This window comes from Janthinobacterium sp. B9-8, assembly GCF_000969645.2.
Lineage (GTDB): Bacteria > Pseudomonadota > Gammaproteobacteria > Burkholderiales > Chitinibacteraceae > Iodobacter.
Window position 1 is genome coordinate 2,376,489 of sequence record NZ_CP014222.1, and the last position, 26,850, is coordinate 2,403,338.

Genomic DNA, 26,850 nt, shown 5'->3' on the forward strand with positions numbered 1-26,850 from the left:
GATTCGATGCCTCAGCCAGCACACACCCAACAGCAAGGAAGTTCACTTTGAAACCTGCCCCATCCCATCCAGCCGTCACGCAAAGCACAGCCTCAACCCGCTGGATACTCGCCAGCCTATCGCTAGCAATTTTGTTGCCATCGCTGGGCACAAGCATCGCCAATGTGGGCTTGCCGACTTTGGCACAGGCGTTTAACGCGTCTTTTCAACAGGTGCAATGGGTGGTGATTGCTTACCTGCTGGGCATCACAACTTTAATCGTGAGCGTGGGCAGGCTGGGTGATCTGGCTGGCCGCAGGCGGCTGCTATTAGCTGGGATTGTGCTATTTACACTCGCCTCTATCCTATGTGGCATCGCGCCAACGCTCAATTGGCTGATTGCCGCTCGCGCAGTTCAGGGCCTGGGGGCGGCCATGATGATGAGCTTAGCCATGGCTTTTGTGGGCGAGGTGATTCCAAAAGAAAAAACCGGCAGCGCCATGGGGCTACTGGGCAGTATGTCAGCCGTGGGCACAGCGCTAGGGCCATCGCTAGGCGGCGTATTGATTGCAGGGTTGGGCTGGCAGGCGATATTTCTAATTAATATTCCACTCGGTGTCCTCGCTTTTGTGCTGGCGCAGCGCCATTTGCCGCTTGATCGGCCTATTGCCCAGCGTCCGCGCTTTGATCACCTTGGCACGCTTTTACTCGCCTTTACACTTGCGGCTTATGCGCTGGCTATGACGATGGGGCGAGGCCATTTTGGGCTACTGAATGTGGCCTTATTATTGGCTGCGGCTTGCGGAATCGGCCTGTTTATACTCGCCGAAAAAAACGCAGCCGCCCCTCTGATCCGCTTAGATTTATTACGCAATGTTGCGCTGAATACCGGCCTTGCCATGAGCGCACTGGTCGCCACCGTGGTCATGGCAACGTTGGTGGTGGGGCCATTTTATCTGTCCCGTGCATTTGGGCTGGACGCCGCCCATGTAGGGCTGCTGATGTCCATCGGCCCCATCGCCGCCGCATTAACAGGGATTCCTGCTGGCAAAATAACAGATCATTTGGGCACTCTGCCCTCCACCCTGATCGGGCTGAGCAGCATGGCGATCGGTTGCTTTGCTCTGGCTCTGCTGCCCGCATCATTGGGCGGCTATATCGCCCCCATGGTACTGATCACCAGCGGCTACGCCCTATTCCAAACCGCGAACAATACCGCTGTGATGGGAGAAGTGAGCAAAGATCAGCGCGGCCTGATTTCCGGCCTGCTTAATCTGAGCCGTAACCTTGGCCTGATCACCGGCGCATCCCTAATGGGCGCGGTGTTTGCTCTGGCAGCAGGCACAAACACCTTTAACACTGCCAGCCCCGAAGCGGTGGCTCACGGCCTAAAAATCACCTTTGCTCTTGCTGCAGGGCTGATTTTTCTGGCGCTTTTTATGGCGATTAAGGTTCATCAATGTCATGAGAGCAGAAGCCAACTTACAGCACCTTAAGACGGGTCGCTATATTGCTTAGCAAAACCCACATTTTGAAACACGAAGGCCTCAGAGAACACGGAGTTTCACGAAGACAAGAAGCCGAGCGCATTGCGTCCTTAGACATTGAATACGATAACAATGATTAACTCGAGGGAGTGACCAAAGCAGGTCATGCTTTAGCTAGCTAGTGCAATGCACATGGTTTAGACGTACGGCAAAAACCTAAGCCTAAGGCTAAGGCTTTAATATTTTTTAAGGACAGCCCACAGTATTTCTCATGAAAAATACTTCCTCAATAGCTCCTTAATATCGATACCAACCCCATAGATTGTTGGGCGTAACATGAATAACTCTTTCGTCCCCATACTGTCCGCAGCCTTGCACTCAAACTCAACTGTAAGTGAGGCTTTCTTCATATGGTTATTCATTCGTTGCACCCATTGTTCTCGAATTTGGGCAGGCATTCCTCCCGGCAAGCACGCGGTGATTGGCTCTACAATTGAATCGTAGGTTTTTTCAATGAAGGCATGCTGCTCCATAACAACCGAGTTAAATATCGGCACTACATATGATGTCTTATCACCACCATCGGCAGGCTTTAACACGGCGAGTTTCCCAACTACATGAGCCTCAACCAAGCAACATCTAGCCTTAAACTCGGCAAGAAAAAAGTCAGCAACTTTTCTCAATGTGATCGTTGAGTTCAACATTCCTCGTTCAATCATCTCTTCCTGCAAGCGAACGAAATTAACTTGAATTTCATGATTTCTATCACCAAAATCCAAGCCCATGATCTGGCGAAGATACAGCTCAAACTCGGTGAACGTCATCTTACAGCTCCTTGAACTTGCTTATAATCATAGGATGGCATGGCTCAAACCAAGCAATTACTGAATCAAAAACAAGCAAAAAATGTCGTAATGCTGAATATTAACTGTCATCACAGTGAAAATTGAACACTTTACTAAAACAACCTGATCAACGTAAAAATTGACTGTTTACTACAATTTTCGCGCTGTACTGGCTGTTTTAAACCACTCTTTAGTAAGAGTACCAAGAGCCTTATAACGAAAGCGCTAAAAAAAGTTTTTTTAACTTTGGCTAGTGTGTATTGGTGAAACCCGCAGGCAAATACACGGGCTTCACGCTACTGGTAAGTAAGAAACCCTCACTTCACCAACACCTGCCCCATCATGCCCTGCCCTTCATGCTCCAGAATATGGCAATGGAACATGCGTAAGCCACGGTGTTGCTGGGTGATTAAAATGCGAGCACTTTGGTAGGGTTTTAGATTAAAAGTGTCTTTATAGGCTCGCCACGGGGCGAGCGTGGTTTTGCCTTTGAGTGTGGTATCGATCACCTCAAACTGCGTACCGTGAATATGAAAAGGGTGATCCATATGCGAATCATTCACGATCTCCCATAGCTCGGTGTCGCCAAGACGGCTATTCAAATCGACCCGCTGCATATCGTAGCTTTTGCCATTCACTAAGAATTGCATGCTGTGTTGGCCGCCTTCCATGCTCATGATTTCGCTAAATACCACGCGTTTTTTGGCCACAGGTTTGATCTTTGGCGGCAAGGTGCGTAAGCGCTCTGGCAGTTTGGCAACGCTATCTTGGGTAAATTGAATGCTTGCCAGCTTGATATCACGCTCAGGCGCTACCTTGCCCATTTTGCTTCTGTCATAAGCCAGCGCCATCAAGCTGACGGCCCCGGCTGGCCCTGCCACTATCCATTCGGTCCGCTCGCCGGGTGCAAGCAGCAGCTCGTCCATTTCTTGCGCCCGCTCTAAAAGACCACCGTCACTGCCGACCAGAATGATTTTTCTGCCAGGAATAGCCAAGCGTAAATAGCGGGCGCTGCAGGCGTTCCAGATGCGCCAGCGCTGCGGATCCCCAACCGTGATCACAGGCTCTCTCTGGCCATTCACCAGTGTAAACTGCCCTTCACGGCCATTCATCCAGTCGTTCATATTGTTGTCTGGAATGCTGCCATCGCTTGCTAAGCGCAAATCAGAAATTACCAGATGCTGCTCGGGCAGATGCGCCAGCACATCGTTTTTAGCCCGCACAATAAAGAGCCCCGCTAAGCCGCGATACACCTGCTCGGGCGTATCGCCATGCGGGTGCGGGTGATACCAATACGTGCCTGCTGACCCTAGCGGCAGAGTAAATCGATAAAGCCGCTCGCCGCCTGCTGGCACGGCATCTTGCGGATTGCCATCCTGATCGGCGGGCACGGGCATGCCGTGCCAGTGCACGGTGGATGCTTGCGCCAGCTTATTCACAAAGCGAATTTCTACTGTGTCCCCCTCAAAAGCCTCGATCAAAGGGCCGGGAATGCTGCGGTTATATGCCCAGACCACGGTTTTTTTACCCGGGATCAGCTCTGCTTCAAATGGCTCGGCGGTGATGGTTGCGGCAACCACGGCAGGTTTGGGGCTGAGATTAGGCAGGCGAAACAAAATAGCGTGCGGATTGCCAGCCGGCAGCGCCTCAACAGGCAATAAGCTGATATTTTCCGGGGCCATTTTAAGCGGCATGGCGGGCGTGCCAGAGGCGTGCGCAGCGTGTTTGCCATGACTCATCGCCGCCCAAAGTGGATTTGAGGCCAAAGCCAAACCGGTCGAACCTAAAGCTGCGTGTAAGAAGTGTCTGCGATTCATGATGCTTAGCCCTTATTCAACAGAAAATAGCTTAGGCTCGGTAGCATTGCCTAGCTGATAAATCTTTAAAGTGCCTTTAATTTCCGGCCCCATGCCTGGGGAGTTTTGCGGCATACCCGGTGCGCTAATCCCTGCAATGGCGGGCTTTTCACGCAGCAATTTTTGAATCGCCGCCACCGGCACATGGCCTTCTACCGTGTAATTAGCAACACGAGTGGTGTGGCAGCTGGCCAGATTGGACGAGCCATACTGCGCTTTAATCGCCGACATATCGTTGCTATTAATGGCTTTGACTTTAAAACCATTTTTTTCCAGATATTTCGCATACTCTTCGCAGCAGCCGCAAGTCGGGCTTTTATACAAAGTGGCATTAATCGCCGCCAGCGCAGGCTGGGCCAATACGACTAACGCAAGGGTAGATAATAATTTTTTCATGACAAGATCACCCAATCAGCCAGCCGCAAGACAGCCGCTGGCTAAAGCAAGATTATTCAAAAAGCAGAGAGATAATTTGGGCCTGAATCAGGCCAATTGTGGTGGCTTATCGGGCGAATCAAGGGAGGGATCGGGCAATAGCTGCAGCGCCACGCGATTAAACACAGACTGTATGGCAAGGGGCTTAGAAAAACTTAAAACAACAGGAAAACCGAGGTAATGGCTCAGGCAAGATTGCAGGCAATCGGCCATTAACAGCGTTTTATCAGTATGGCATTTGTCGGCAGCAGGCATTTGCATCGTGTGGCAAGCCTTGCTGGGCGCGGGCGCAACCCAGCCTGCCATGGCCGTATTCAAGGCCAAGACTGACAGCAACAAAAAGAAAAGCCACGCTTTTTTCATGAGGTTGATTGTATCACTGCAAGATTGGCTGACCAGTTTAAAAAGTAACACTGGGCTTACAACTAAGAACAAATGCCCAACCAATACGAATACACTTCAGCGAATTTCAGCGCTTTCCACTCGAAACAACTCACAAGCACCCGCGCCAGTATCATCACGAGTCAGCGAAGACTGCCAGCGCCAGCCATCGGGCGCACTCACTTCAACCAGCTTGCCGCGCAAATGAATCACTTGGCCTGGCCTGGCCCCTTTCAATATTTTTTCGATCTGAGCATCCGCCGGAATCATATGCATATTGGCGCTATGACTTGCGATCTCCTCAGGCGGGCGAGGTGGCTGATTTTCCCAACGATAAAAGTAAAAACGATTGCCCTGAGAAATACTTAAATCAGACAGAACTTCAGAATCGGACATCGATCCCCACCCCAAAGCCAAATCGACTGGGGACAAATCAGCTTCGCGACCACTGGAGTACATTTCTTTAGCCAATACGCGTGCTTCAATATCAAAATCCGCTAAGGCTTTGATCGTGTAATTATCTTTTTGCCAGACCTCACCGCGATCAAGCATGCTTTGCACGGGATCACGCTGCACCAAAACGCCATTAGCTTGACGAATCGGTTTCTGTGCGCGTTGTTGGCATTGATACCAACCTCCCAATACAATCACAACAACGAAAAACCAGCGCCAAGAAAACATGAGTGTCCTATTTAAAATAGAGTCCTCATCATACCAAAGTCATAGGCCACTTTCGCTATTCGTCTCTAAATCGCATGCCTAAGTAACTGGCCCACTAATAAATTGAAATGAACAAAGCCCAAGGTGGGGCAGTTAAGATTTCTCAGCATAGATTTGAAGAACTCATTCACTTGGCGCCTTTTTGTAAAGATATACAGTGCCCAATCCCCCTCGTCCCCTTTGAAAAAGGGGGACGAGGGGGATTTCTGCACTATTCGGGCGATTCTTGTCGTTTCTACCTCCTCTTTTCTTCCGTGAAACTCCGCGTTCTCTTTAGCCTCCGTGTTTCAAGGTTTGGTTTTTACTACGTAACATCGCCCATTACATCACTTACTAAAACTGGCACTCACGCTTAAAGCCGAATACGCGGCATAGCCATAGATGCTTAAGTAATATTTACCGGCCGCTGGCTGATTAAGGCTGCATGTTTCATTGCTGGTGCTGCCATCCGATTTACAAAGATTGCTTGTGCTTGTGGCACGCGCGCCTAGCTGTGCGTATAGATCAGCATCGCCATTCCCCCCGGCAATACTAAACTGCAGCTTAGTCATGCCTGCCGGCACATCAATCACATAATGCTTCCAGCCCCCTGTTGTACCAACCTGCCCTATCAGTGGCACGCCGCTCTTTAATACCGGATCGGTATCCACCACCTTACCCAGCAAAGCGCCTTTAATTGCGTAATAACCTAAGGACGAATAATTTGAAAAACCATGCTGCGGCGTGCCCTCTGCTCCTCCTTTAATCACAAGACGATAATTACCCGCCGCCAAGGTTTGATTATTAAACTCTGCCGAACGATTCACCGACAAATTGCTGCGGGCAACAATTTTATTTGCGCTGTCATAAACCAATGCTTCTATATCCAACATACGCAGATATTCAATCGGATCAATGCTTGCATTTAGAGTACCGGCCGAATTTAAGCTAAACATAAAACTATCACTATCTGTATTACGCTCAATCTGGCCAAAATTGCGTTGCGGATTAATATCGCCATTCGCTTCAATCAGCAATGGCTTGCCACTCTGATTATCATCCACAGCATAAGGCACCGATTCTTCCACATTCATAATATTTAAATCATCTTCAAAATTACTTGCGGTATTGTATTCGCCCTTGCTCCAGGTAAATAGTTGATTAGCCCAGCTGCCCCCCATCCAGTAATTGCCCATAATCGGCCCCCACTGAAAAGCAGGAATCCCTTCAAAATACTCACCCCCACTACCGCCATGATCGTGCAACATGCCCATTTGATGGCCCACTTCATGCGCAGCCGTCATACCAATGCCATAGCCGTAATCAAAGCCAGCCGATGAATTGCGATACAAAGTGCCCGCTGCCGTAGTACCAAAAGAATGCAGCGGCGCATTGGAGCGGCCATCTTGATTTACATAGTTAAGAACACCCGTGCGGAGCAAATTATTCGCTTTGGCCGCGTTATAAACGGCCAGATTGGTCGTGACATTCATATTCAGCATTGAATACTGGTCAGCAACAGATTGCCATGTACGATACATTTGTTCTTTTGTTACGCCATTTAAAGGCGTTGATCCATTCATCACAGCGGCTGTATTTAAATAAAACACATAGGGGCTGCCTGGTTTACTTTCCAACCTTGTAACATCTTCATTCTGATAAGGGCCAATATGTGGAGCCTGGCGCAACGCCATTGGACTGTATTTAGGATGCGAAACAGCAATATTGGCAAACGCCTGGGTTTGTATAGGAAAACGTTCATCCAGATCAGGATAAATTTTGCTAATCGGCACTTCTTTTGCAGATACAATCCCCTTGCTATTGGTGGTGTATTCAAATGCTCTTTTACTATCGTGCAAAACTAAATAGCCATATAATTTTTGCTTGCTGCCCTTTAATACAAACACAGAATTTTTAGAATCAATCGCCGTACCCGTCACCGACAATACGCCATTTTTATAAAAATAATCCCTGATATTAGCCCCTAAATTTACCCCGCCTAAGGAGCGAACCAGCGCAGACTGAGGGTTACTATTCTGTGCAATAAAATGATTAATCACCGCTTCTGTACTACCCATTTCAACGCTGGCGCCCTCCTGGGCATGGGCCCCAAAACTGGCAAAAGTAATCGCGATCAGTGCAGTAAGTTTGCTCATTTTTATTCCTTTCAGAGGAGTAGGATTGATACTTTAGCTCTGCTATTGATTCACTTATGGTTAAGTAGCCCACCGTAAATGATTAGCAATTAACCCTAGCAGATCACCCCCTCTTAGCAAGAAAGCCATTAACGCTTTACATAAAAAACAACTCAAACCCAAAAGACATTATCTTCATACAAATCAACAACTTGAACTTAAAATAAATTAATCAATTAATTTACTAGCTGAGTTTTTAGCTATTTATCTAAAAAACCAAATCCACATTTAGCATCCAATATTTATTAATTATCTATTTAAGGCTTTTTATGCTAGTAAAATGGATTATTTGCCACACGCCTTATGCTGCACAGGCGCGATTCTTACAGTGGCAGCGTTCATCTGGTACTTATTCCATAGAGGGCCGTGTAGAGTAAGTACGACAAATAACACTCAAGATTTCAAACCTATTCTTAAACAAGAGCCCCTCATGCAACTATTCGGTAGCACCGATTCCGGTCATTCTTATAAAGTCAGATCTTTTCTGCTTTTAACAAACACACCCCATGATTACCAATGGGTCGATTTAAGCAATAAACCCTCAGCATTTTTAACCATCAGCCCCTTTGGCGAAGTACCGGTTCTGCTTGATCAGGGACAGGTGTTTTGCCAATCGAATGCAATCTTGATTTATCTGGCGCAAACAAGCGGGCAATTTACGGGTGGAGAAGAATGGCAAGGCGCTGTGGAATGGCTATCTTGGGAGGCTAACCGAATTGGCTTTAGCTTGCCTAATTACCGCTTTGCCCTACATTGGCAACCCCAGCCGGCGGAAGTGATGCACTATTTAATGCTACGAGTGCAGGCTGATTTAAATATGCTGAATGATAAATTGGCGACCCATGAGTTTCTTTTAGAATCAGGGCCAAGTATTGCGGATATTAGCTGCTCGGCTTATTTATTCTGGCTGGATCAAGTAGGAATTAATGTGGCTGATTATCCAAATATTAAACGCTGGCTTGCGGCCATTTGCCAACTACCCGGCTGGAGCCATCCGGATACAGCAATGATACCAAGCCCGGATTAAATAAGTGCTTTCGTATAACATCCTGCATTTTAAAAGTATGGAGTTTTCATAGTGTGTGAAACGACGACATCGTTGTGCACCAAGGACGATGCGCAAGAAAAACACTTGCATACCCTACAAAAACCACAGGATTTGGCATTAAAAATACCTGATCACTTATGCAGAACGACTTAACTCTCATTAAATCGTCATCCCCAAATGTTGTTATCGAGGATCCAGCAGCGCAACTGGATTCCCGACAACTTCACGCGGGAATGAGGACATGCCCAGCTTTTAAGAAACTTGCAGCAGCACTTTGCCAATATTTTGATTCTCTGCAATATATTGATGGGCAATGGCCGCTTCTTGCCAATTAAAAATACGATCAACCGTTATTTTTAATTGCCCGGCAACAATGGCAGGTGCAATTTTATCCCTGAGCGCCGTGGCTAATTTTGCTTTTACTTTTAATGGCTGGGCTCTAAGGGTTGATCCTGTCAGGCGCTGGCGTTTCATTAAGAGCTGGCCCAAATTAATTTCTGTGCTCACTCCTCTTAATAAGCCAATCAGTACAATTTGCCCATCGATATTCAAGCAAGCCTGGTTTTTTGCCAGGTAATCCCCACCTACACCATCCAGAATCAAATCTACCCCGCCTGCTTCTTTAACCATTGCGGCAAAGTCTTGCTGCTGGTAATCCACCACCAGATCAGCACCTAGCTGGCGGCAAAACGCGGCTTTCTTAACGCCACCTGCGGTCGTTGCCACCCACGCGCCCAAGTATTTAGCCAGCTGAATACTGGCAGCCCCCACGCCACTTGCCCCTGCATGGATCAAGACGCGCTGGCCCACTTCCAGCTTGCCAATTTCAACCAGATTAAACCATGCCGTCATCCATACTTCGGGCAGGCTAGCTGCGTCAGTAAAAGACAAATTCGCAGGTTTTTTAATCGCAAGCGCGGATTCCAGCAGGCAAAACTCAGCATATGCGCCACCACCTACCAGCCCCAGCACCTCATCACCCACAGCAAAATCGACCACGCCCTCGCCCAGCTCAACCACGATTCCGGCTACTTCTAAACCCAGAATATTTGAATCCCCAGCCGGTGGTGGATAGCGGCCTGCGGCTTGCGCTAAATCGGCGCGATTAATCCCTGCTGCTTGTACACGAACTAATAATTGCCCAGCAGCAACTTTTGGCAAAGCCGCATCCCCAAGCAATAGGGTTTGATTTTCTTGAATGACAGCGCGCATAGCTACCTGCTTAAGGTGAGAGGTAAAAAAGGAGCAAAGCCAGCTGCAAGCAGCTTGGATGTACTCCTTCTGATATGGCGGCAAAGGCTTAAAAATCAATAGTCAGTAAAATGTCAGCTTTTTATTACAAAATAATTGCTGTTTTAAATGGGATTAATCAAACATTTGTTCTATGACGTAAGCATGCAGATTAAACAGGTGTTTGATCTTGTTTTAAACGCGCCGCACGCGGTGCTCTTTCAGCCTTTTCAAAGGCCCAGGAGTTTGGGATGAAATTTTTTCTGTCATGCTTGCTACTCGCCCTAACCACACCCGCTATGGCTGCGGGCTATACCGAAACACGGCACCCCATTGTCTTGGTGCATGGTTTATTTGGCTTTGATCAGATGTTAGGTGTCGATTATTTTTATAAAGTGCCGCAAGCCCTGCAAGCCGACGGGGCAAAAGTATATGTGGCCCAAGTCTCAGCAACCAACTCTAGCGAGCTACGTGGCGAACAGCTTTTAACGCAAGTAAAACAAATCTTAGCCATCACCGGCGCAAGTAAAGTCAACCTGATCGGCCATAGCCACGGCGGCCCTACCACGCGCTATGTGGCTTCGGTGCGGCCTGATTTAGTCGCATCAGTGAGTAATATTGCAGGAGTAAATAAAGGCTCTAAAGTAGCGGATGTGGTGCGTAAAGCCACGCCGCCCGGCTCAATCAACGAAGCAACCGCCATTTTGATTGCTGAAGGTTTGGCCAAACTCATCGGGCTGGTCTCTAAAGACGGCTCGCTACCGCAAAGTGCCAATGCAGCACTCGATTCACTAACAACCGCAGGTGCTGCGAAATTTAATGCCAAATTTCCGGAAGGCCTACCGCTTGGCGCTTGCAATGAAGGTGCCTATCAAGTAAATGGCGTTCGTTATTACTCTTGGAGCGGAGCCAGCCCGGTGACCAATGTCTTTGATGTCAGCGATGCCGCCATGGGGCTCACGTCACTCGCTTTTAAAGAAAAAAACGATGGCTTGGTTTCATCTTGCTCCAGCCATTTAGGCCAAGTGCTGCGCGACGATTACCGCATGAATCATCTGGATGAGGTCAATCAGTTTATTGGTATTGTTAGCCTGTTTGAAACCAACCCAGTTAGCGTCTTTCGCCAGCACGCTAACCGCCTGAAAAACGCAGGCCTCTAATGCTGCGCTGGCTATTTGCTGGCATGGTGGCCACCGTTTTATTGGTGGCTGCTGCGGCCTGGTCACTCAAGCCTGAGCAGACCATCGCTCAGGTGGCTGCCACAAAGCCTGCCATTGCTTTTGCCCCCTCCCTGTCCGGCACCGAGGCTGATGGGGAAATCGCTCAGGGCAAAGGTGATTTGCAGCTTAATCAGGCCTTATTGCTGCGCTTTGATTATTATCTGGCGACAGTGGGAGAGCGCCCACTAGCAGAGATCATGGCCCAGATTGCACAAGATTTAGATCGGGAGCTAAAACCTGAAGCCGCTAAAGAAGCAAAGCGCATCCTAGCCCAGTACATTCAGTTTAAGCAGGCCTTGGCTGCACTGACTAACAACCCTGCACTCGCCGGGCAAAGCCTGGAAACCATGCGTTTACGCCTTGCCGCCATTCAAAATACGCGCAGCCGTTTTTTTAATCGTCAAGAAATTAGCGCTTTATTTGCAGAAGAGGATCTGCAACATAATGTGCTGTTAGATCGCTTAGCCATTAATCAGGATGAGCGATTAAGTGCTGCGCAAAAAGCCCAGAAGCAAGCTGCACTCGACGCCCAGCTCAGCCCTGCCGCACAGCAAGCAAGAGCCATGCTGGTGCAACACCTCTCGCTGGCCTCACGGATTGAATCGGCCAAGCAAGCTGGAGCCAGCACCGAGCAACTGCGGCAAATACGCAGCCAGAGTGTAGGGGAGGAAGCTGCAAACCGACTTGCCGCCTTGGATAAGGAAGAAGGCCAGTGGCAAAGCAAAATCGATACTTATTTAGCGGCAAGAAGCCATGCACTCAGCACCGTAGCCCCCGCTGAGCAAAATACCGCCATACAAAAACTGCGTGATCAGTATTTTTCGGCGCAGGAACAAAAGCGCTTGGGGGCGTTTGAGTAGGGAGCGTTGGATTGCGAATGTGTGCGCAAACCCCAATCTTTAACCCCTTCGGCCCCAGTAGAACACGGAGTTTCACGGAGAAAACAAGGTTTGAATTAAGTTGCTTTCTAGGTTTTGAGTGTTTTAAAACCCAGCAGTTCATATCACAGCGAGTAGCGCGGGACTTAAATATCCCTTTGAAACACGCCGGAGCAAAAAACAAGCGGGGGGGGGATCGCTTAAGAAGAAGTATCCAGTTTCGTAGGGTGTGCAAGTCGTTTTTCTTGCGCTCCGACTTCGTCGTTGTACACCCTACGAATTATCAACTCGCCCAATGCTATATGCCAAACTAAGTCTCACTAATCCCCGTTAACTGCGCCGCAATCGATTGGTGCGGCAGGGCGAGATATTCCTCGGCCTGCATTTCAGTTAAGCGGCTGGCGGTGCGAAAAAACTCGCTGGCTTGCACACCGTCTTGGTAAAGATCATCCACTGCTACTTCCGCCGAAATAATCAGTTTTACGCGATGGTCGTAAAACACATCCACTAGCCAGGTAAAACGCCGCGCTTCGGACGCCTGATTACTCGCCAGTTTAGGGATATCAGACACGATCACCGTGTGATAGGTGTGCGCAATTTGCAAGTAATCAGCTTGTCCGCGGGTATCGCCGCAAATCGCAAAAAAATCAAACCACACTACGCCCGCCGCAACCCGCTTAGCTTTAATGGTGCGCCCTTCAATTTTTAGCTGAGGTAATCCGTCTTTACTGGTCGCCATCGCCGAAAACAAGCTATCCAACTCCGCCGTACTTTCTGCAGTATTGGGCGTGAGATAGGTTCTGGCCTGGGTGAGCGTACGCATACGGTAATCATTGCCACCATCCAGATTAAACACATCCAGCGTGCTATTAAGCAAAGCAATAGTCGGTAAAAAATTATTGCGCTGCAAGCCATGTGGATACAGGCCATCCGGTGGGTAATTAGACGTCGTCACCAGTACCACGCCACGCTTAAATAAATGCTCCATCAGGCGGCCCAAAATCATGGCATCCGCAATATCGGAAACATGAAATTCATCAAAACACAGCACGCGTACCGATTTGGCAATCTTAGTGGCCACCGCCGCCAGCGGATCAGTTTCACTTTTTAGCTGACGCAACTCATGGTGAACTTCTTGCATAAACTGATGAAAATGCAGCCGTTTCTTACGCTTATAAGGCAAAGCCGCATAAAATGCATCCATCAAAAAGCTTTTACCCCGCCCCACTCCTCCCCAGAAATACAGGCCACGCGGTAAATCGGGCTGCGGCAACAGTGATTTGCCAAACAAGCGGCTACGTTTGGTTTTGAAAAGTAATAGCTGATGGTAAAGCGCATCCAGACGCTCGATTGCCTCGGCCTGAGCCGGGTCAGGAATAAAACTCGGGCTGGCGCTCAAGCCTTGATACCAAGCCTTAGGGCTGGTGCCTTGCGTTGGCGGAGCAATTACATGCTGGGACATTACTAAAACCTGTCTGAGAACGAGACTAGATTATAAAGCCAGCGCGTTATTTATCCATTTGATTCTTTCTTTAAAACTTTGTTCCTTTTCACTCTTTTAGCTCACAAAAATCAGCCACTGGGAATTCATGCCGTTTAACAGGACAAACTGATAAACACCGCTTGTTTTCTGATATTTACAACTTACAACTCCCTATAAGTACTTTAGGCAAGCTATGACACAACTGTCATTCGCCCTTAATATGAATGAAGCAGATGTTGCCCGCTTTTGACCACAGCCATTGCTTCTGCGAAAGGATTTCGTCATGCATAATATGAGGGTAAAAAACAAGCTTTTTCTTGGCTTTGCTGTGGTTTTAATTCTGCTGGCCTTTATGGCCTTGCTTAGCTTAAAAAGCATGGGACAAATTGACGATGCAATTCGAGATTTAATGGAAGATCGTTATCCGAAAATTGCTATCTCGAATGAATTAATGGCGCTCACACTGGATAGCGGCAGGCAAGTTCGCAATATAGCCCTGTCTGACGATAAAGAAGATGATGTTAAAGCAATCGGCATCCTAAATGAAAATAGAAATAAAACCAAAAATAAATTACTCGACCTAGAAAAAAGACTCAGTACACCTAAGGGCAAAGAGTTATTTCAAACAGTAAGCCAGTCTGTAAATTTACTCGATAAAAAATTCGATGAGTTTCTAAAAATATCTGACGATCATGCAGCAGCCTGGCCCTTTATTAAAACCCAAATTGCCCCCAACAATAATGCCTATGTAAAGGCATTGCGCGAATTAGCCGCTTTTCAAGAAGAATTAATGGAAAAAGGTAAAAACACAGCCTATGAAAGCTATGCATCTGCCAGAACGGTGGTCATTACGGCCAGCTTAGCTGCACTGGCATTAGGTATTATTATCGCTTTATATATAGCCAATTTAATCACCGCACCTTTATTACAAGTGGCCGAAGTAGCCAAACAAATAGCTGCGGGCAATCTTTCTTATAATTGGCAAAATATAAAAATCTATAAAGACGAAATTGGTCATTTACAAAGCGACATTAAAGATATGCAAAGCAGCCTCTGCGGTATTATTCAAATGATGACTGATAATGCGCAATCTGTTTCATCAGCAGCCAGAGAGCTGGCCGCTGCATCGCAACAAGTCTCTGCCAGCACCGATCAGCAAACATCCTCAGCCAGCTCGATGGCAGCAGCGGTAGAAGAAATGAGCACGAGCATGGATCAGGTGGCATCCAATACAGAAGATGTAGGTAGCCAGGCACGTGAAGCAGGCTCTTTGGCCGAATCTGGCAGCAGTGACGTGCAGGCCGCAGCCAAAGAAATGGAGAAAATCGCCACCGATGTTGGCAGTGCATCTGAGAAAATTGAAGGCTTGGGTAAACAAATTGAAGAAATCGGCAGCATCGTTGTGGTCATTCGTGAGGTAGCAGACCAAACTAATTTATTGGCGCTCAATGCTGCGATTGAAGCGGCCAGAGCAGGCGAGCAAGGCCGTGGCTTTGCTGTGGTTGCCGATGAAGTTAGAAAATTAGCCGAACGAACCACTTCATCTGCAGCGCAAATCACCAGCATGGTAAGTGCTATTCAACAGGGGGCGCACGACGCCATCGGCAGTATGCAAAATGGCCACCGCCGAGTAGAAGACGGCCTTACGCTTACAAATCAGGCACGAGAAAGCATCTTAAAAATAAACAATAGCAGCCACGATGTGATGGGGTCGGTCACTAATATCACCGATCAAATGCAGGAACAGCGCACAGCCGCACGCGAGCTGGCGCTCAGCGTAGAAAGAATCGCCCACATGACAGAAGAAAATGCGGTAGCCGTACGCAGTATGAGCTCGTCTATTTTGGGATTGGATGAGATGGCCAAACAACTCACCACCTCGGTCACACGCTTCCGCTTATAAGTAATCCACGAGGAAGCTCATCGTCCCCATCAAACCAAGCGCACGCTCTACCCCGCATCCCGATACTTCGCCATCAGCCGCACATAATGCGCGGCTGAGTAATTAAAATTAGCCAGCTCGGCCTCATTCAATAGGCGTTTTTTCTCTGCGGGGCGGCCCATATACAACCAGCCGGATTCAAGACGGCGATTAGGCGGCACAAGGGAGCCCGCGCCAATCATCACTCGATCTTCAATCACTACTCTATCCAGCACAATCGTCCCCATACCAATCAGGCATTCATCCCCGATAGTACAGCCGTGCAACATCACGCCGTGGCCAATAGTGACCCGCTCGCCAATCACCAATGGCGCGCCTTCCGGATCATCGGCGCGTTTGTGCGTCACATGTAACACGGCACAATCTTGCACATTACTGTCTTTGCCGATGCTGATTGCATTGACATCGCCACGAATCACCGCGCCCGGCCACACCGAGGCATTTTCACCCAGCACCACGTCACCGATTACTTGTGCCGAATCATGTACCCATGCACCCGCTTTTACTTCGGGCTTGATGCCATCGAATAGGCCTATTGCCATGATTTTTATCCCCTAAAAAAAGCTTATTGTAAGCGATCACCTACAAAATATTTACAATAATCTATTGCATACATCATAAGAATCATTATCATTCCGTCTTTATGTCATCTGCTTGAGACCACAAATGAAACGATTGAATCAAATTCTTTGCGGCGCAATTGCCGCAGGCTTCTTTGCAACAGCCCTGCCTTCTCAAGCAGCAGACATCACCACCCGCGCCGTGCTGGAGCAATATTCCAGCATTGTGCATGCCAGCTATAGCGATAGCGTAGCCAGCGCCCGTGATATGCAAAAAAGCATTGATGCCTTTTTAGCTGCGCCCTCACAAGCAGGCTTAGAAGACGCCCGTAAAGCTTGGCTGGCCGCGCGTGAGTTTTATTTGCCCACTGAAGTTTATCGCTTTTACTCTGGCCCGATCGACGACGCACAGGGCCCAGAGCCACGGATTAATGCATGGCCGATTGATGAAGGCTATATCGATTTTGTAAAAGGCAAAACAAAATCAGGCTTTGTAAACAACCCGAAAATCGCCATCACCAAAGAAAAATTAAAATCACTGAATGAGCGTGGTGGTGAAGAAAACATCTCTACCGGCTGGCACGCCATCGAGTTCTTGCTCTGGGGCCAGGATCAAAATGCCAATGGCCCGGGGGACAGGCAATTTACAGATTTCGTCGACGGTAAAGCACCCAATGCCGATCGCCGCCGCCAGTACATGAAAATCGTCACCGAGCTATTGATTGAAGATCTGGAATCGGTCACCCAGCAATGGCAAGCCAGCGGCAATAACTTCCGCAAGCAATTTGTTGCAGGCGACAAAGCCAGCCTGAAAAAAGCACTGACCGGCTTAGGCGTACTCACCCGTGGCGAGCTAGCAGGCGAGCGTATGGAAGTGGCAATGGATACGCAAAATCAGGAAGATGAGCACTCTTGCTTTGCTGACAACACCCATCGCGACATTATTGGCGATGTAATCGGCATGCAAAATGTATGGGAAGGCCGCTATACCGGCCGTGATGGCAAAACACTGGAAGGCGCCAGCCTGAAAGCCCTCGTTGCCCAGAAAAACCCGGCCATTGCAGAAACAATCAGTACAGATATCGCTAACACTTTGAAATTATCCAAAGAAATTCAAGCCCCGTTTGATCAAGAAATCATTGGCAAAAAAGATGCCCCTGGCCGTAAACGAGTACAAGCCGTGATTGATGCTTTAAAGAAACAGGGTAAAAACCTCGTGATTGCAGCGGAAAGCTTGGGTATTAAACGCTTAAGCACCAAAGCACCTTAACAGCTGTAACTCCTCAGAGAATCAAAAGTAGATAAGCACGAAACGGATCTTGGTTTTCTCCGTGAAACTCCGTGCCCTCTTGTTCTCTGTGGTTCAAGATTTGGGTTTTGTTCGCAGACCTAAGTTGGTACTAATTTTTGGCCCTAAGGTGATTTATCGCCTTAGGGCCGTTGCCGTTTAAAAAGTGATTCCATGCAAAAACAGACCATCAAACTGGCCGCGCTCGCGGCTACCTTACTCACTACAGCCGCCATCGCTTATAGCGCCACCAGCCTACTCGCCGCCTTTGAAACAGGCGAAGACAGGCCGGGAGGCAATGCAGCCACCGCAGATGATCACGGCCGCAATGCCTTTTCACTGAGCGCCGATGCGCTGAGCGAAAAAGACAAAACCACTTTTGTGATTGGCAATTCGTTTTTTAAAAAAGCATGGGTCGCCGCCCCCGCCTCCACCACCGCCAGAGATGGATTGGGGCCGCATTTTATTGCCAGATCCTGTGGGGCATGCCATAGCCAGGATGGCCGTGGCACACCACCCGACTTTAATAATGGCATTCAGGAAGATCAGCCCTTATCGCTACTGCTGCGCCTGTCTATCCCCGGCGACAAGCCCGACCCCAATTACGGCGGCCAGTTTAATAACGACGCCATCGACAATGTGAAGCCCGAAGGTAAGGTGCAAATCAGCTACCGGGAAATACCTGGCCACTTTGCGGACGGCGAAAAATACAGCCTGCGCGCACCCACTTACACCCTAAGCGATCTGGCGTATGGCCCAGCCCACCCGCAGCTGATGATTTCACCACGGGTCGCCCCGCAAATGATTGGCCTTGGCTTACTGGAAGCCATCAGTGAAAAAGACATTCTGGCCAATGCTGCTAAGCAAAAAGCAGAAGGCTTAGGTATTAAAGGCGCGCCCAATTATGTGACGGACGCCTATGCAGGCAAAACCATGTTGGGTCGTTTTGGCTGGAAAGCCAATGTCGCCACCATTGCCCACCAATCTGCAGGCGCATTTAATGGTGATATCGGCATTACCTCCAAGCATTTTCCTAAAGAAGAATGCATGCCCACCCAAAAAGATTGCATACAAGCCCCCCATGGCGGCAAGCCAGAAATTGACAGCAAAACGCTGGATAAAGTAATTTTATACAGTCGCACCCTCGCCGTGCCTTCCCGCAGAGATCCACAAGATGCCGCAGTCTTGCGCGGCAAACAGGTATTTAAAGAAAGCAACTGCGTAAGCTGCCATACACCCAGCTATACCACAGCCCACTTTAAAGCCGTGCCCGTGCTTTCAGGACAAAAAATCTGGCCTTATACCGACCTGCTACTGCACGACATGGGCAAAGGCCTAGCGGATGGCCGCCCGGATGGCCTTGCCAATGGCAATCAATGGAAACCCCCGCCACTCTGGGGTTTAGGCTTAGTGCCTGCCGTGAACAACCACAGCAACTACCTGCACGATGGCCGCGCACGTAATTTAATGGAAGCCGTACTCTGGCACGGAGGAGAAGCAGAAAACGCCAAGCAAGCCGTACTGAAATTATCCAAGGCCGACCGGGACAACCTCTTGAAATTTTTGCAGTCTTTGTGATTTAAGGCATCGACATATCGTGAAGCGGATACAACCCGCTGGGTTTCTTGTTTTATGCCAAAGCTGATGGGTTTTAACTCTAAGAGCGCTAACCAAAAGATCTGATCATCGTAGGGTGGGTTAGGCCGCGCTTAATGCTCATTAGGGCACTGATTTATTTCGGCCGTAACCCACCATGACACTGCGCTGCGGTGGGTTACGGCCAAGATATGACAGCGCCCTATTAAATATAATTCCTAGCCTAACCCACCCTACGGATACTTGCTCATTTCAACTTGCATAGATACTTATGCCCGCGGGGAGCCCGCACCTAAATCAACGTGCCGAAGGCACTAAAAAGGTCTTTTTACTTTGCTTGGCGCACATGGGGTAAAGCCCACCAAACTTTGGCATGAACTACTAAAAAAACAGCGAGTTTCACCCGCCCTACGAAATCCAAAGACTTGCAATCGTGTTGTAGTCTTATGAATAAACGTCAAAATTCATAAAAAAAAGCCAAGCACCACATAAGCCAAGCCACACACTAGCTACGCTCTACAAGGAAAAACCAATGAATATTAAATGGATCATTTCCACCGCCCTGCTGGCCTTTTCCACCATCAGCCATGCCGAACCTTTGCAGCCCACTGCCGAATTCAGCACGCGCTGGATAGCGGACGCCTATTTGCCTCGGCATCACACACTGCTTAGCGCGAGTGAGCGATTTGCGGATAGCAGCAAAACATTTTGCGCAGCCCCTAATGAAAAAGCACTAAGCCACACCCGTGCCGCTTGGAAAAAAACCGCTATCGCCTGGCACGCTATGGATGCGGCCCCTGCTGGCCCGATTTTGCTAGAGCGCACGGGCCGCAAAATCGACTTCTGGCCTACCCGCCCGGATGATATCGAAGCGATGATTCCCAAGGGTTTAGACGAGCGAAATGTCGCTGCGCGGGGCCTACCCGCAGCCGAATACTTACTCTGGGGCAATAACGATCCCAAGGCACAGCTCGCCAAGCTTAAAAACCCTGAGCGCTGCCAGTATCTTGTTGCCATCAGTGAGCGCATTGTCAGCGACATCGCTCTACTCAATACCGGCTGGCAAAACTATCACGCCCAGCTGGGTGCAGAAAATCCATTTTTTAGAGAAAACCTGCTGCCAGAAACTTTTAATCTGATGCTGGGTGCGCTGGACAGCCAAACCAAACGCTTACCTAAAGAAGCCAAAGCGGAGGCTTTTGCCGAATGGCGTAGCGGCATTGGCAAAGACAGCTCCATCGCCGTACTCAATGCCATTGAGCAAACCCTGTTTAGCCCCAAATCAGGCATCACCCCTTTGCTCACCCAAGCAGGCAAGCCGGAAATTGCCTTGCAGGTAAAAAAAGCCTTTGCCAATGCCAAAGCAGCCCAAGCGGCCATCCCCGCCGCGTTTAACAGCCCAGCGGCCGCAAGCGCCCGTAGCAAATATCTGGCCAGCATTCAGGCGCTCAAACATAGCATCGAAGCCGGGGCGGCCGAAGCACTTGATCTCACGCTTGGGCTATCTGAATCTGATGGCGATTAACCTGCCCCGCCGCCGCCTGCTGCAAAGTCTGGCGCTCTTAGCTCTGCCGCTGCCCGCATGGGCGGCTGGTGAAGCAGCGCCCGTTTTACTTGCCGCCCAGCTGAGTAAAAACTTTGGCGCAGTCGGAGGAAAAACGATAGTCACCCCCACGCGCGGCCACGGCATCATCCCCATTACAGGCAATGAAGCCATCCTCCTTGCACGCCGCCCCGGCTACTGGATGATGCGCATTAACTGGCAAACGGGAGAGATCATCCGGCAAGTTGCCGCCGCAGAAAACCGCCACTTCTTTGGCCACGCCGTGCTTAGCTCCGATGGCCGCACCTTACTCACTAGCGAAAACAATATCCAGACCGGCCAGGGCATCATCGGCCTTTACCACCCGCAAACCCTGCAAAGACTTGGGGAGCTGCCCAGCCACGGCATTGGCCCGCACGAGCTGCTGTTTATCGATAAGCAAACACTAGCGGTTGCCAACGGCGGCATCCTTACCCTGCCTAAGAGTGGGCGTGAAAAGCTGAATCTGGCCAGCATGCAGCCCAGCGTAGTGCTGCTCGACTGGCCATCGGGGCAAAAGAAAAATGAGTATATTCTGCCTGACACGGACCTTAGCCTGCGCCATCTGGCCCTCAGCAGTGATGGCACACTCGGCATCGCCATTCAGGCCGAATCGCCAAGGGGGGACAGCGTAGACGATGCGCCACTCTTGGCCATCTTGCGAGACGGCAAGCTAAGCCTCGCTGAGACCGTGCCCGGTCTGGGAGGCTACGCCGCCAGCATAGCCGCCGTTGGCACGCAATTTATCCTCAGCTGCCTTGAGGGCAACGCGCTGGCTATTTGGGATAGTCACGGCAAAGCCCAAAAACAATGTGGACTGCTGCGCCCCGCAGGCATCGCCCCATGGGGAGATAAAGCCTATATCAGCACCGAGCTGGGCGTGATTACCCTGCTTGATCCACAGAACGGCACGCTTACGCCAGTATCCAGCCACCCCGGCATCAAATGGGACAATCATCTGATTGTGGTTTAAAAACCAAGCGCTACTGTGTACAAAAACCCAAGTCTTGAACCCTCAATCCCACAGAGGACACAGAGTTACACGGAGAAAATCTCATTTTTTCTGTTTTTCTCCGTGGCTTTCCGTGTTCTCCCTTTCCTCCGTGGTTCAAGATTTGGGTTTTGATGTGGGGTATAACTTCCACTGAGCTGTACTAGCAAATATGGGACAAACCATCCATTCATGGCTTGAAATAAGGGCGTACCGCTCGCATCTACTCAACTTGCTGCGTAAGCCTTTCGGAAAGTATCCATGAGTCAGGAAACACCGCCTTCTTTAAGCCCTCCGCCATCTGGCTATGCCGCATGGCTGATTGAGCTTAAAACGCGTATCCACAGCGCCCAACAACGCGCGGCGCTGGCGATTAATCGCGAATTGGTGCTGCTGTACTGGCAGATTGGCAAGGATATTTTAGAACGCCAGGCCAATGAGGGCTGGGGTGCGAAGGTGATAGAACGGCTAGCGCATGATTTGCGTACCGCGTTTCCGGAGATGAAAGGCTTTTCATCGCGCAATCTTAAATATATGCGCGCTTTTGCTGATGCCTGGCCTGATCCGGCAATTGTGCAGCAGGCTGCTGCACAATTGCCTTGGGGACATAATTTGCTACTCCTTTCAAAACAAAAAGACCCTGCACTACGCTTAGCTTACGCACAAAGAACAAGAATTAGGAGAATGGCTTTAGCCTTTTTCCCGAACAACATGATTCGCGGCTAAAGCCGTTCCTAACACACCACCACAGAGCCATCACATGAGCAATCCACTTCTCGATCTAAGCGGTAAATTACCCGACTATCCAAGCGTTAAACCTGAACACGTCAGCCCGGCGCTGGACACACTCTTAGCCAGCTCCGCTGCCGCTGTTGCCGCTGCCGAGCAAGTCCAGAACCCAACATGGGCCAGCTTTGTAGAGCCGCTGGATGCTGCGCTGGAAAAACTCAGCCTAGCCTGGGGCGTAGTTGCGCATTTAGAAAGCGTGGTTACCACGCCTGAGCTGCGTGAGGTTTACAACGCCAATATCGCGCGCATCTCCAACTTTTATACCGAGCTGGGCCAGAATGAGCTGCTCTATGCGCAATACAAGCTGATTGCTGCCAGCGCCGAATTTGCCAGCTACAACGCGGCCAGAAAAACCATTATTGAAGACACACTCAGGGATTTCCGCCTGAGCGGTGCAGAGCTACCCGAAGCGCAAAAACAGCGCTTTGCCGAAATCGCCGAAGAGCTGTCCGAGCTGACGGTTAAGTTTGGCCAGAACGTGATGGATGCCACCGATGAGTGGGGCCTTTATATTGAAGACATCGCAGAATTAGATGGCCTGCCGCAAGACTGGTTATCTGCTGCCAAATCCGCTGCGACCGCCGATGGAAAAACCGGCTACAAAGTCACGCTAAAGCAGCCCAGCCAGGGCCCGGTGATGCAGTTCTGCAGCAACCGCAAACTGCGCGAAACGGTTTATCACGCCAATGCCACCCGTGCCTCAGAATTTGGCCCGGAAGAGCGCGACAACGGCCCGCTGATTAAACGCATCCACGCCTTACGTACCGAAGCCGCACAATTACTGGGCTTTAATAACTATGGCGAAGAATCACTGGCCACCAAAATGGCTGACACGCCTGCTGAGGTTGCAGAATTCCTGCGCAATCTGGGCCACGGCGCTAAGCCTTTTGCTGCCAAAGATCGTGCAGAACTTAAAACATTCGCTAAAGAACAGCTCGGCTTAGACGAGCTGGCCGTCTGGGATTATGGCTACGCGGCCGAAAAACTCTCTGAAGCCAAATACGCCTTCTCTGCCCAAGAAGTAAAAGCTTACTTTACCGAGCCCACGGTTTTATCTGGCCTGTTTAAAGTAATTGAATCCTTGTACAGCCTGCGCTTTGTGAAAGCCAGCGCCCCTGTATGGCACCCAGATGTAAACTACTACGCCCTGCAAAACCTGGATGGCAGCGCGGTGGGTGGCTTGTATCTGGATCTGTACGCACGTACCGGCAAGCAAGGCGGCGCATGGATGAACGATGTCCTCAGCCGCGATCGCAAAGGTGAGGAATTACAAAACCCTGTTGCCCTCGTGGTATGTAATTTCTCTGCCGGCGTAGATGGCAAACCAGCCCTGCTGACACACGACGATGTAATCACCCTCTTCCACGAATTTGGCCATGCCCTGCACCACCTCTTAACCGAGGTCGATGAATCCGGCGTATCCGGCATCAACGGCGTGGAATGGGATGCAGTCGAATTGCCTAGCCAGTTTATGGAAAACTTCTGCTGGGAATGGCAAGTCTTACCTGATCTAACTCACCATGTAGATAGCGGCGCAGCACTGCCACGCGAGCTATTCGACAAAATGCTGGCGGCAAAAAACTTTATGAGCGGCAGCGGCATGGTTCGCCAAGTTTTGCTCTCGCTATTTGATATGGAGCTGCACGCCAGCACCGATGCCATTGACGCCGCCATGCAAAATGCCGCACTGGTGGCCGAATTCGAAATGCCGGTCGCCCCAAGCTATAACCGCTGGTTTAACACCTTCAGCCATATTTTTGCCGGTGGCTATGCGGCGGGTTATTACAGCTATAAATGGGCGGAAGTGCTGTCTGCCGACGCCTATTCTGCTTTTGAAGAAGCCGCTGCCACTGGCAAATCCATCCTGGACCCCGCCACTGGCGCACGCTTCAGAAAAGAAGTGCTCGCCATGGGCGGCAGCCGCCCAGCGATTGACTCCTTCACGGCTTTCCGTGGCCGCAAACCAGAAGTAGCGGCTTTGCTGAGGCATAATGGTTTGAATTAAGGGAAGGGCTTGGGTATGCGAAAAAAACCCACGTCTTGAACCACAGAGGGCACAGAGAACACGGAGTTCCACAGAGAAAAGCCTTATTTAAATTTGTGTCACTTCATGTTCTTTGACTACACAATCTCAAGCATTAAGCCTTCGTAGGGCGGGTGAAACCCGCGAGCAATGCTGAAAAATATGCGGGTTTCACCCGCCCTACGATTGACATGCTTTATAGATAAACGGGCCATCTAGCCCGTTTATTCATTCTTCCCCCTACTTCAAATACGCCTCCAAAAACCGAATCGAATGACCAATCGAATAAACGCGATTTTCGCGCTTGGCAGCGCCGTGGCCTTCGTCGGCAAACAGCATCAGCTCGGCTGGTACATTGCGTTTTTGGGCTGCCTCATACATTTGCACCGCTTCGCCCACAGGCACACGCGGATCGGACACGCCTTGAATCAACATCAACGGGGCAATCAGCTTATCGATATGGTTAATCGGCGAGAGCTGAATTAAGGCATCACGATCTTTCACCGGATCGCCATATTCAGCGATGCGCAGCGCACGGCGATAAGGCGCGGTGTTTTGTAAGAAGCTCATAAAATTAGAGATGCCCACAGTAGAAACGCCTGCATCGTAGCTGCCCGCAAACATTGTCATCCCCGCCAGGGTGGAATAACCACCGTAGCTGCCGCCAATAATCCCCACCTTCGGCACTTGGCCTCCCTTGCCCCACTTGGCGCGGATATGGCGCGAGGCGTCTTCGATATCGCTCACCACCTGCAGGCGTTTTGGGCCATCGTCCATCGCCAGCCACGCTTTGCCATAGCCATCCGAGCCACGCACATTTGGCTCGGCAAAGATAAACCCTGCGTCTACATAGAGCTGCGCCACAGGGGAAAAGCCTGCCTTGATTTGCGCTTCCGGGCCACCATGAAAATGCACCACTACCGGGCAAGTGATCGTTGCGCACTGGGCAGGCCATCGCACAAACATCGGAATCGGCGTGCCATCTCTGGCGGGATAAGTCTCTAAGCTGGCTCTGGCAAAGCGCTGTGTATCGACTTCCGGGCTCATGGCCTGCTGCCACTGCACCAGCTTGCCAGTCGCCCACTCATAGCGATAACTTAAGCGTGGCGACTTGGCCGTTTCTGCGCTAATCAGGCTAAAGCGCCCATCTGGGCTGTGCCCGCTGATAATGACATGATCAGCGTCTTTAAATGAGGGCAGCTTAATCGGCTGCAAATTGCTGGCATCCAGCGCAAAGCTGCGGGTATAGCCCGCTTCGTTCACGCTATAGCTAATATGCCTGCGGGATTGATCCAGCTGAAAACTGCTCACACCCCAGTTTATCTCTGGAGAAATCGGCTTAAACTGGCCTGCTTTCCATTGATAAAGGCGGCGGAAGTTACCGAATTTAGATGTTTGCACAATCAGCTCGTCAGCACCTGCGCCATAAGCAGCCTGATATTCTTCTTTTTCATTCTGACCAAACAGCGGCTTTAGCTCGCCATTATTGAGCTCGTAATATTCCGCAGCCAAATTAGTAATGGTTTTTTCCAGTAAGATGCGCCCATGCCGCTGATCTGCAATATTCCACAAGCCCGGCTGATCGAACACCACTTGTTTTGTGCCACTGCTGATATGAAATCGATACAGGGTGTAGCTGTCTTTTTGCTTATCATTGGCGCTGTAATACACGTACTGATTATCGTCAGAAACAAAAGCGAAACGAGTTTGCACACCGGCTATATGCTGAATTGCTTTTAAGGCACCGCCCGCTGCAGGCTGCAAATAAAGGCCAGGATTTTCTTCGCCCTTGCGATCACGCTGAATCACTAAGGTTTGCCCGTCGGGGCTAATCCCCGCAATTTGCGTCGCATCCTCTCCACCCGTCATTTGCACCGGAAAGCGCTGCGGGCCATCCAGACGCCAGACCTGGCTCACCCCCGTTACCCGCCAGTTAAAATACAGCCGCGTGCCATCGGGGCTAAGTAGGCCCGCTGAGGGGCTGGAAATATCCAGCATGCTTTGAATGCGCCGCGATAAACCTGGCTCCAATGGCTTGGGGCGAAAGGCTTCAATGGTCTCTTTACTGACACTTTCAGCGCCTAAACCCGCATAATCAATCGCATAGGCGGGGCTGCTGAGCAAAACGCCCAAGAGCAAGGAGTGGATTTTCATTTGCTTCCTATTTAATCGTAACGGTTCTGATGAACTCAGACCTAAAATCTGTAGATGCAGAGAAAACATAAAAGGCGAGTATGTAATAAGACAAAGAGGCGCAAGGCAGCTGCATGGATTAATTACAGCAGAATAACTATTAACCCAGCCTATCATCAGCCAGATTAAAGAAATATCGATCTTCCGGCA

Annotated in this window: 20 protein-coding genes and 1 pseudogene; 11 read left to right on the forward strand and 10 right to left on the reverse strand. The window is 49.9% G+C overall.

The window, feature by feature from the left end:
• Positions 1-47 precede the first annotated feature (47 nt).
• Positions 48-1,475, forward strand: a complete 1,428-nt coding sequence (locus VN23_RS10625; RefSeq protein ID WP_046352130.1) for an MFS transporter — start codon at positions 48-50, stop codon at positions 1,473-1,475.
• 260 nt (positions 1,476-1,735) lie between these two features.
• Here the strand turns inward: VN23_RS10625 and VN23_RS10630 are convergent, their stop codons facing one another.
• The 6 genes from VN23_RS10630 to VN23_RS10655 all read right to left on the reverse strand — a co-directional run bounded on the left by VN23_RS10630 (position 1,736) and on the right by VN23_RS10655 (position 7,838).
• A complete protein-coding gene (locus tag VN23_RS10630; RefSeq protein ID WP_046352131.1) occupies positions 1,736-2,290 on the reverse strand; it encodes a hypothetical protein in 555 nt (184 codons plus the stop codon).
• 338 nt (positions 2,291-2,628) lie between these two features.
• Entirely contained in the window at positions 2,629-4,128 is a 1,500-nt protein-coding gene (locus VN23_RS10635; RefSeq protein ID WP_046352132.1) for a multicopper oxidase family protein, read from the reverse strand.
• Between the two features lie 12 nt (positions 4,129-4,140).
• Positions 4,141-4,563: a DUF411 domain-containing protein gene (locus VN23_RS10640; protein WP_046352133.1), complete on the reverse strand. Its 423-nt coding sequence runs from the start codon at positions 4,561-4,563 to the stop codon at positions 4,141-4,143.
• Positions 4,564-4,650: 87 nt separating this feature from the next.
• Positions 4,651-4,965 carry a hypothetical protein gene (locus VN23_RS10645; RefSeq protein WP_046352134.1) on the reverse strand — a complete coding sequence of 105 codons (315 nt, stop codon included), beginning with the start codon at positions 4,963-4,965 and terminating at the stop codon, positions 4,651-4,653.
• Between the two features lie 96 nt (positions 4,966-5,061).
• On the reverse strand, positions 5,062-5,664 hold the full coding sequence (locus VN23_RS10650; protein ID WP_052746606.1) for a hypothetical protein: 603 nt from the start codon (positions 5,662-5,664) through the stop codon (positions 5,062-5,064).
• A gap of 365 nt (positions 5,665-6,029) precedes the next feature.
• Positions 6,030-7,838, reverse strand: coding sequence for a pre-peptidase C-terminal domain-containing protein (locus VN23_RS10655; protein WP_046352135.1), 1,809 nt, complete (start codon positions 7,836-7,838; stop codon positions 6,030-6,032).
• A 469-nt stretch (positions 7,839-8,307) separates the two neighbouring features.
• Between VN23_RS10655 and VN23_RS10660 the strand changes: the two genes are divergently transcribed.
• Entirely contained in the window at positions 8,308-8,904 is a 597-nt protein-coding gene (locus tag VN23_RS10660) for a glutathione S-transferase family protein (protein ID WP_046352136.1), read from the forward strand.
• Between the two features lie 273 nt (positions 8,905-9,177).
• On the opposite strand, the gene VN23_RS10665 is transcribed toward VN23_RS10660, so the two are convergent.
• On the reverse strand, positions 9,178-10,137 hold the full coding sequence (locus tag VN23_RS10665) for an NAD(P)H-quinone oxidoreductase (protein ID WP_046352137.1): 960 nt from the start codon (positions 10,135-10,137) through the stop codon (positions 9,178-9,180).
• Positions 10,138-10,406: 269 nt separating this feature from the next.
• Here VN23_RS10665 and VN23_RS10670 point away from each other — a divergent pair, with 269 nt between their 5' ends.
• Together VN23_RS10670 and VN23_RS10675 are read left to right on the forward strand one after the other, a co-directional pair.
• Positions 10,407-11,315, forward strand: coding sequence for a lipase family alpha/beta hydrolase (locus VN23_RS10670; RefSeq protein ID WP_046352138.1), 909 nt, complete (start codon positions 10,407-10,409; stop codon positions 11,313-11,315).
• Positions 11,315-12,235 (forward strand): lipase secretion chaperone, encoded by a 921-nt coding sequence (locus VN23_RS10675; protein WP_052746607.1) that lies wholly within the window; start codon positions 11,315-11,317, stop codon positions 12,233-12,235. The genes VN23_RS10670 and VN23_RS10675 overlap by 1 nt, the downstream gene beginning before the upstream one ends.
• Positions 12,236-12,563: 328 nt before the next feature.
• On the opposite strand, the gene zapE is transcribed toward VN23_RS10675, so the two are convergent.
• Positions 12,564-13,715 carry a cell division protein ZapE gene (zapE, locus tag VN23_RS10680; protein ID WP_046352139.1) on the reverse strand — a complete coding sequence of 384 codons (1,152 nt, stop codon included), beginning with the start codon at positions 13,713-13,715 and terminating at the stop codon, positions 12,564-12,566.
• Positions 13,716-14,019: 304 nt separating this feature from the next.
• On the opposite strand from zapE, the gene VN23_RS10685 reads away from it, so the two are divergent.
• Entirely contained in the window at positions 14,020-15,639 is a 1,620-nt protein-coding gene (locus VN23_RS10685; protein ID WP_052746608.1) for a methyl-accepting chemotaxis protein, read from the forward strand.
• Positions 15,640-15,686: 47 nt separating this feature from the next.
• On the opposite strand, the gene VN23_RS10690 is transcribed toward VN23_RS10685, so the two are convergent.
• On the reverse strand, positions 15,687-16,220 hold the full coding sequence (locus VN23_RS10690; protein WP_046352140.1) for a gamma carbonic anhydrase family protein: 534 nt from the start codon (positions 16,218-16,220) through the stop codon (positions 15,687-15,689).
• Between the two features lie 124 nt (positions 16,221-16,344).
• On the opposite strand from VN23_RS10690, the gene VN23_RS10695 reads away from it, so the two are divergent.
• The 6 genes and pseudogenes from VN23_RS10695 (at position 16,345) to VN23_RS10720 (ending at position 24,489) form a co-directional block, all read left to right on the forward strand.
• Complete coding sequence (locus tag VN23_RS10695; RefSeq protein WP_046352141.1) at positions 16,345-17,508, forward strand: imelysin family protein; 1,164 nt, start codon at positions 16,345-16,347, stop codon at positions 17,506-17,508.
• Positions 17,509-17,700: 192 nt separating this feature from the next.
• Entirely contained in the window at positions 17,701-19,104 is a 1,404-nt protein-coding gene (locus tag VN23_RS10700) for a di-heme oxidoreductase family protein (RefSeq protein ID WP_062654879.1), read from the forward strand.
• Positions 19,105-19,654: 550 nt separating this feature from the next.
• Positions 19,655-20,647, forward strand: a complete 993-nt coding sequence (locus VN23_RS10705) for an imelysin family protein (RefSeq protein ID WP_046352143.1) — start codon at positions 19,655-19,657, stop codon at positions 20,645-20,647.
• Entirely contained in the window at positions 20,607-21,677 is a 1,071-nt protein-coding gene (locus VN23_RS10710) for a DUF1513 domain-containing protein (RefSeq protein ID WP_197432906.1), read from the forward strand. The genes VN23_RS10705 and VN23_RS10710 overlap by 41 nt, the downstream gene beginning before the upstream one ends.
• Positions 21,678-21,956: 279 nt before the next feature.
• A pseudogene (locus tag VN23_RS10715) lies at positions 21,957-22,367 on the forward strand (DUF1016 N-terminal domain-containing protein); the annotation flags it as partial.
• Between the two features lie 88 nt (positions 22,368-22,455).
• Positions 22,456-24,489, forward strand: a complete 2,034-nt coding sequence (locus tag VN23_RS10720; protein WP_046352144.1) for a M3 family metallopeptidase — start codon at positions 22,456-22,458, stop codon at positions 24,487-24,489.
• 258 nt (positions 24,490-24,747) lie between these two features.
• Here VN23_RS10720 and VN23_RS10725 read toward each other — a convergent pair whose 3' ends face one another.
• A complete protein-coding gene (locus VN23_RS10725; protein WP_046352145.1) occupies positions 24,748-26,661 on the reverse strand; it encodes a S9 family peptidase in 1,914 nt (637 codons plus the stop codon).
• Positions 26,662-26,850 lie beyond the last annotated feature (189 nt).

Excerpts from the sequence above, each read along its gene's own strand:
- VN23_RS10630 (WP_046352131.1), bottom strand. The coding sequence starts at position 2,290 with ATGACGTTCACCGAGTTTGAGCTGTATCTTCGCCAGATCATGGGCTTG.
- VN23_RS10635 (WP_046352132.1), bottom strand. The coding sequence starts at position 4,128 with ATGAATCGCAGACACTTCTTACACGCAGCTTTAGGTTCGACCGGTTTG.
- VN23_RS10640 (WP_046352133.1), bottom strand. The coding sequence starts at position 4,563 with ATGAAAAAATTATTATCTACCCTTGCGTTAGTCGTATTGGCCCAGCCT.
- VN23_RS10645 (WP_046352134.1), bottom strand. The coding sequence starts at position 4,965 with ATGAAAAAAGCGTGGCTTTTCTTTTTGTTGCTGTCAGTCTTGGCCTTG.
- VN23_RS10650 (WP_052746606.1), bottom strand. The coding sequence starts at position 5,664 with ATGTTTTCTTGGCGCTGGTTTTTCGTTGTTGTGATTGTATTGGGAGGT.
- VN23_RS10655 (WP_046352135.1), bottom strand. The coding sequence starts at position 7,838 with ATGAGCAAACTTACTGCACTGATCGCGATTACTTTTGCCAGTTTTGGG.
- VN23_RS10660 (WP_046352136.1), top strand. The coding sequence starts at position 8,308 with ATGCAACTATTCGGTAGCACCGATTCCGGTCATTCTTATAAAGTCAGA.
- VN23_RS10665 (WP_046352137.1), bottom strand. The coding sequence starts at position 10,137 with ATGCGCGCTGTCATTCAAGAAAATCAAACCCTATTGCTTGGGGATGCG.
- VN23_RS10670 (WP_046352138.1), top strand. The coding sequence starts at position 10,407 with ATGAAATTTTTTCTGTCATGCTTGCTACTCGCCCTAACCACACCCGCT.
- VN23_RS10675 (WP_052746607.1), top strand. The coding sequence starts at position 11,315 with ATGCTGCGCTGGCTATTTGCTGGCATGGTGGCCACCGTTTTATTGGTG.
- zapE (WP_046352139.1), bottom strand. The coding sequence starts at position 13,715 with ATGTCCCAGCATGTAATTGCTCCGCCAACGCAAGGCACCAGCCCTAAG.
- VN23_RS10685 (WP_052746608.1), top strand. The coding sequence starts at position 14,020 with ATGCATAATATGAGGGTAAAAAACAAGCTTTTTCTTGGCTTTGCTGTG.
- VN23_RS10690 (WP_046352140.1), bottom strand. The coding sequence starts at position 16,220 with ATGGCAATAGGCCTATTCGATGGCATCAAGCCCGAAGTAAAAGCGGGT.
- VN23_RS10695 (WP_046352141.1), top strand. The coding sequence starts at position 16,345 with ATGAAACGATTGAATCAAATTCTTTGCGGCGCAATTGCCGCAGGCTTC.
- VN23_RS10700 (WP_062654879.1), top strand. The coding sequence starts at position 17,701 with ATGCAAAAACAGACCATCAAACTGGCCGCGCTCGCGGCTACCTTACTC.
- VN23_RS10705 (WP_046352143.1), top strand. The coding sequence starts at position 19,655 with ATGAATATTAAATGGATCATTTCCACCGCCCTGCTGGCCTTTTCCACC.
- VN23_RS10720 (WP_046352144.1), top strand. The coding sequence starts at position 22,456 with ATGAGCAATCCACTTCTCGATCTAAGCGGTAAATTACCCGACTATCCA.
- VN23_RS10725 (WP_046352145.1), bottom strand. The coding sequence starts at position 26,661 with ATGAAAATCCACTCCTTGCTCTTGGGCGTTTTGCTCAGCAGCCCCGCC.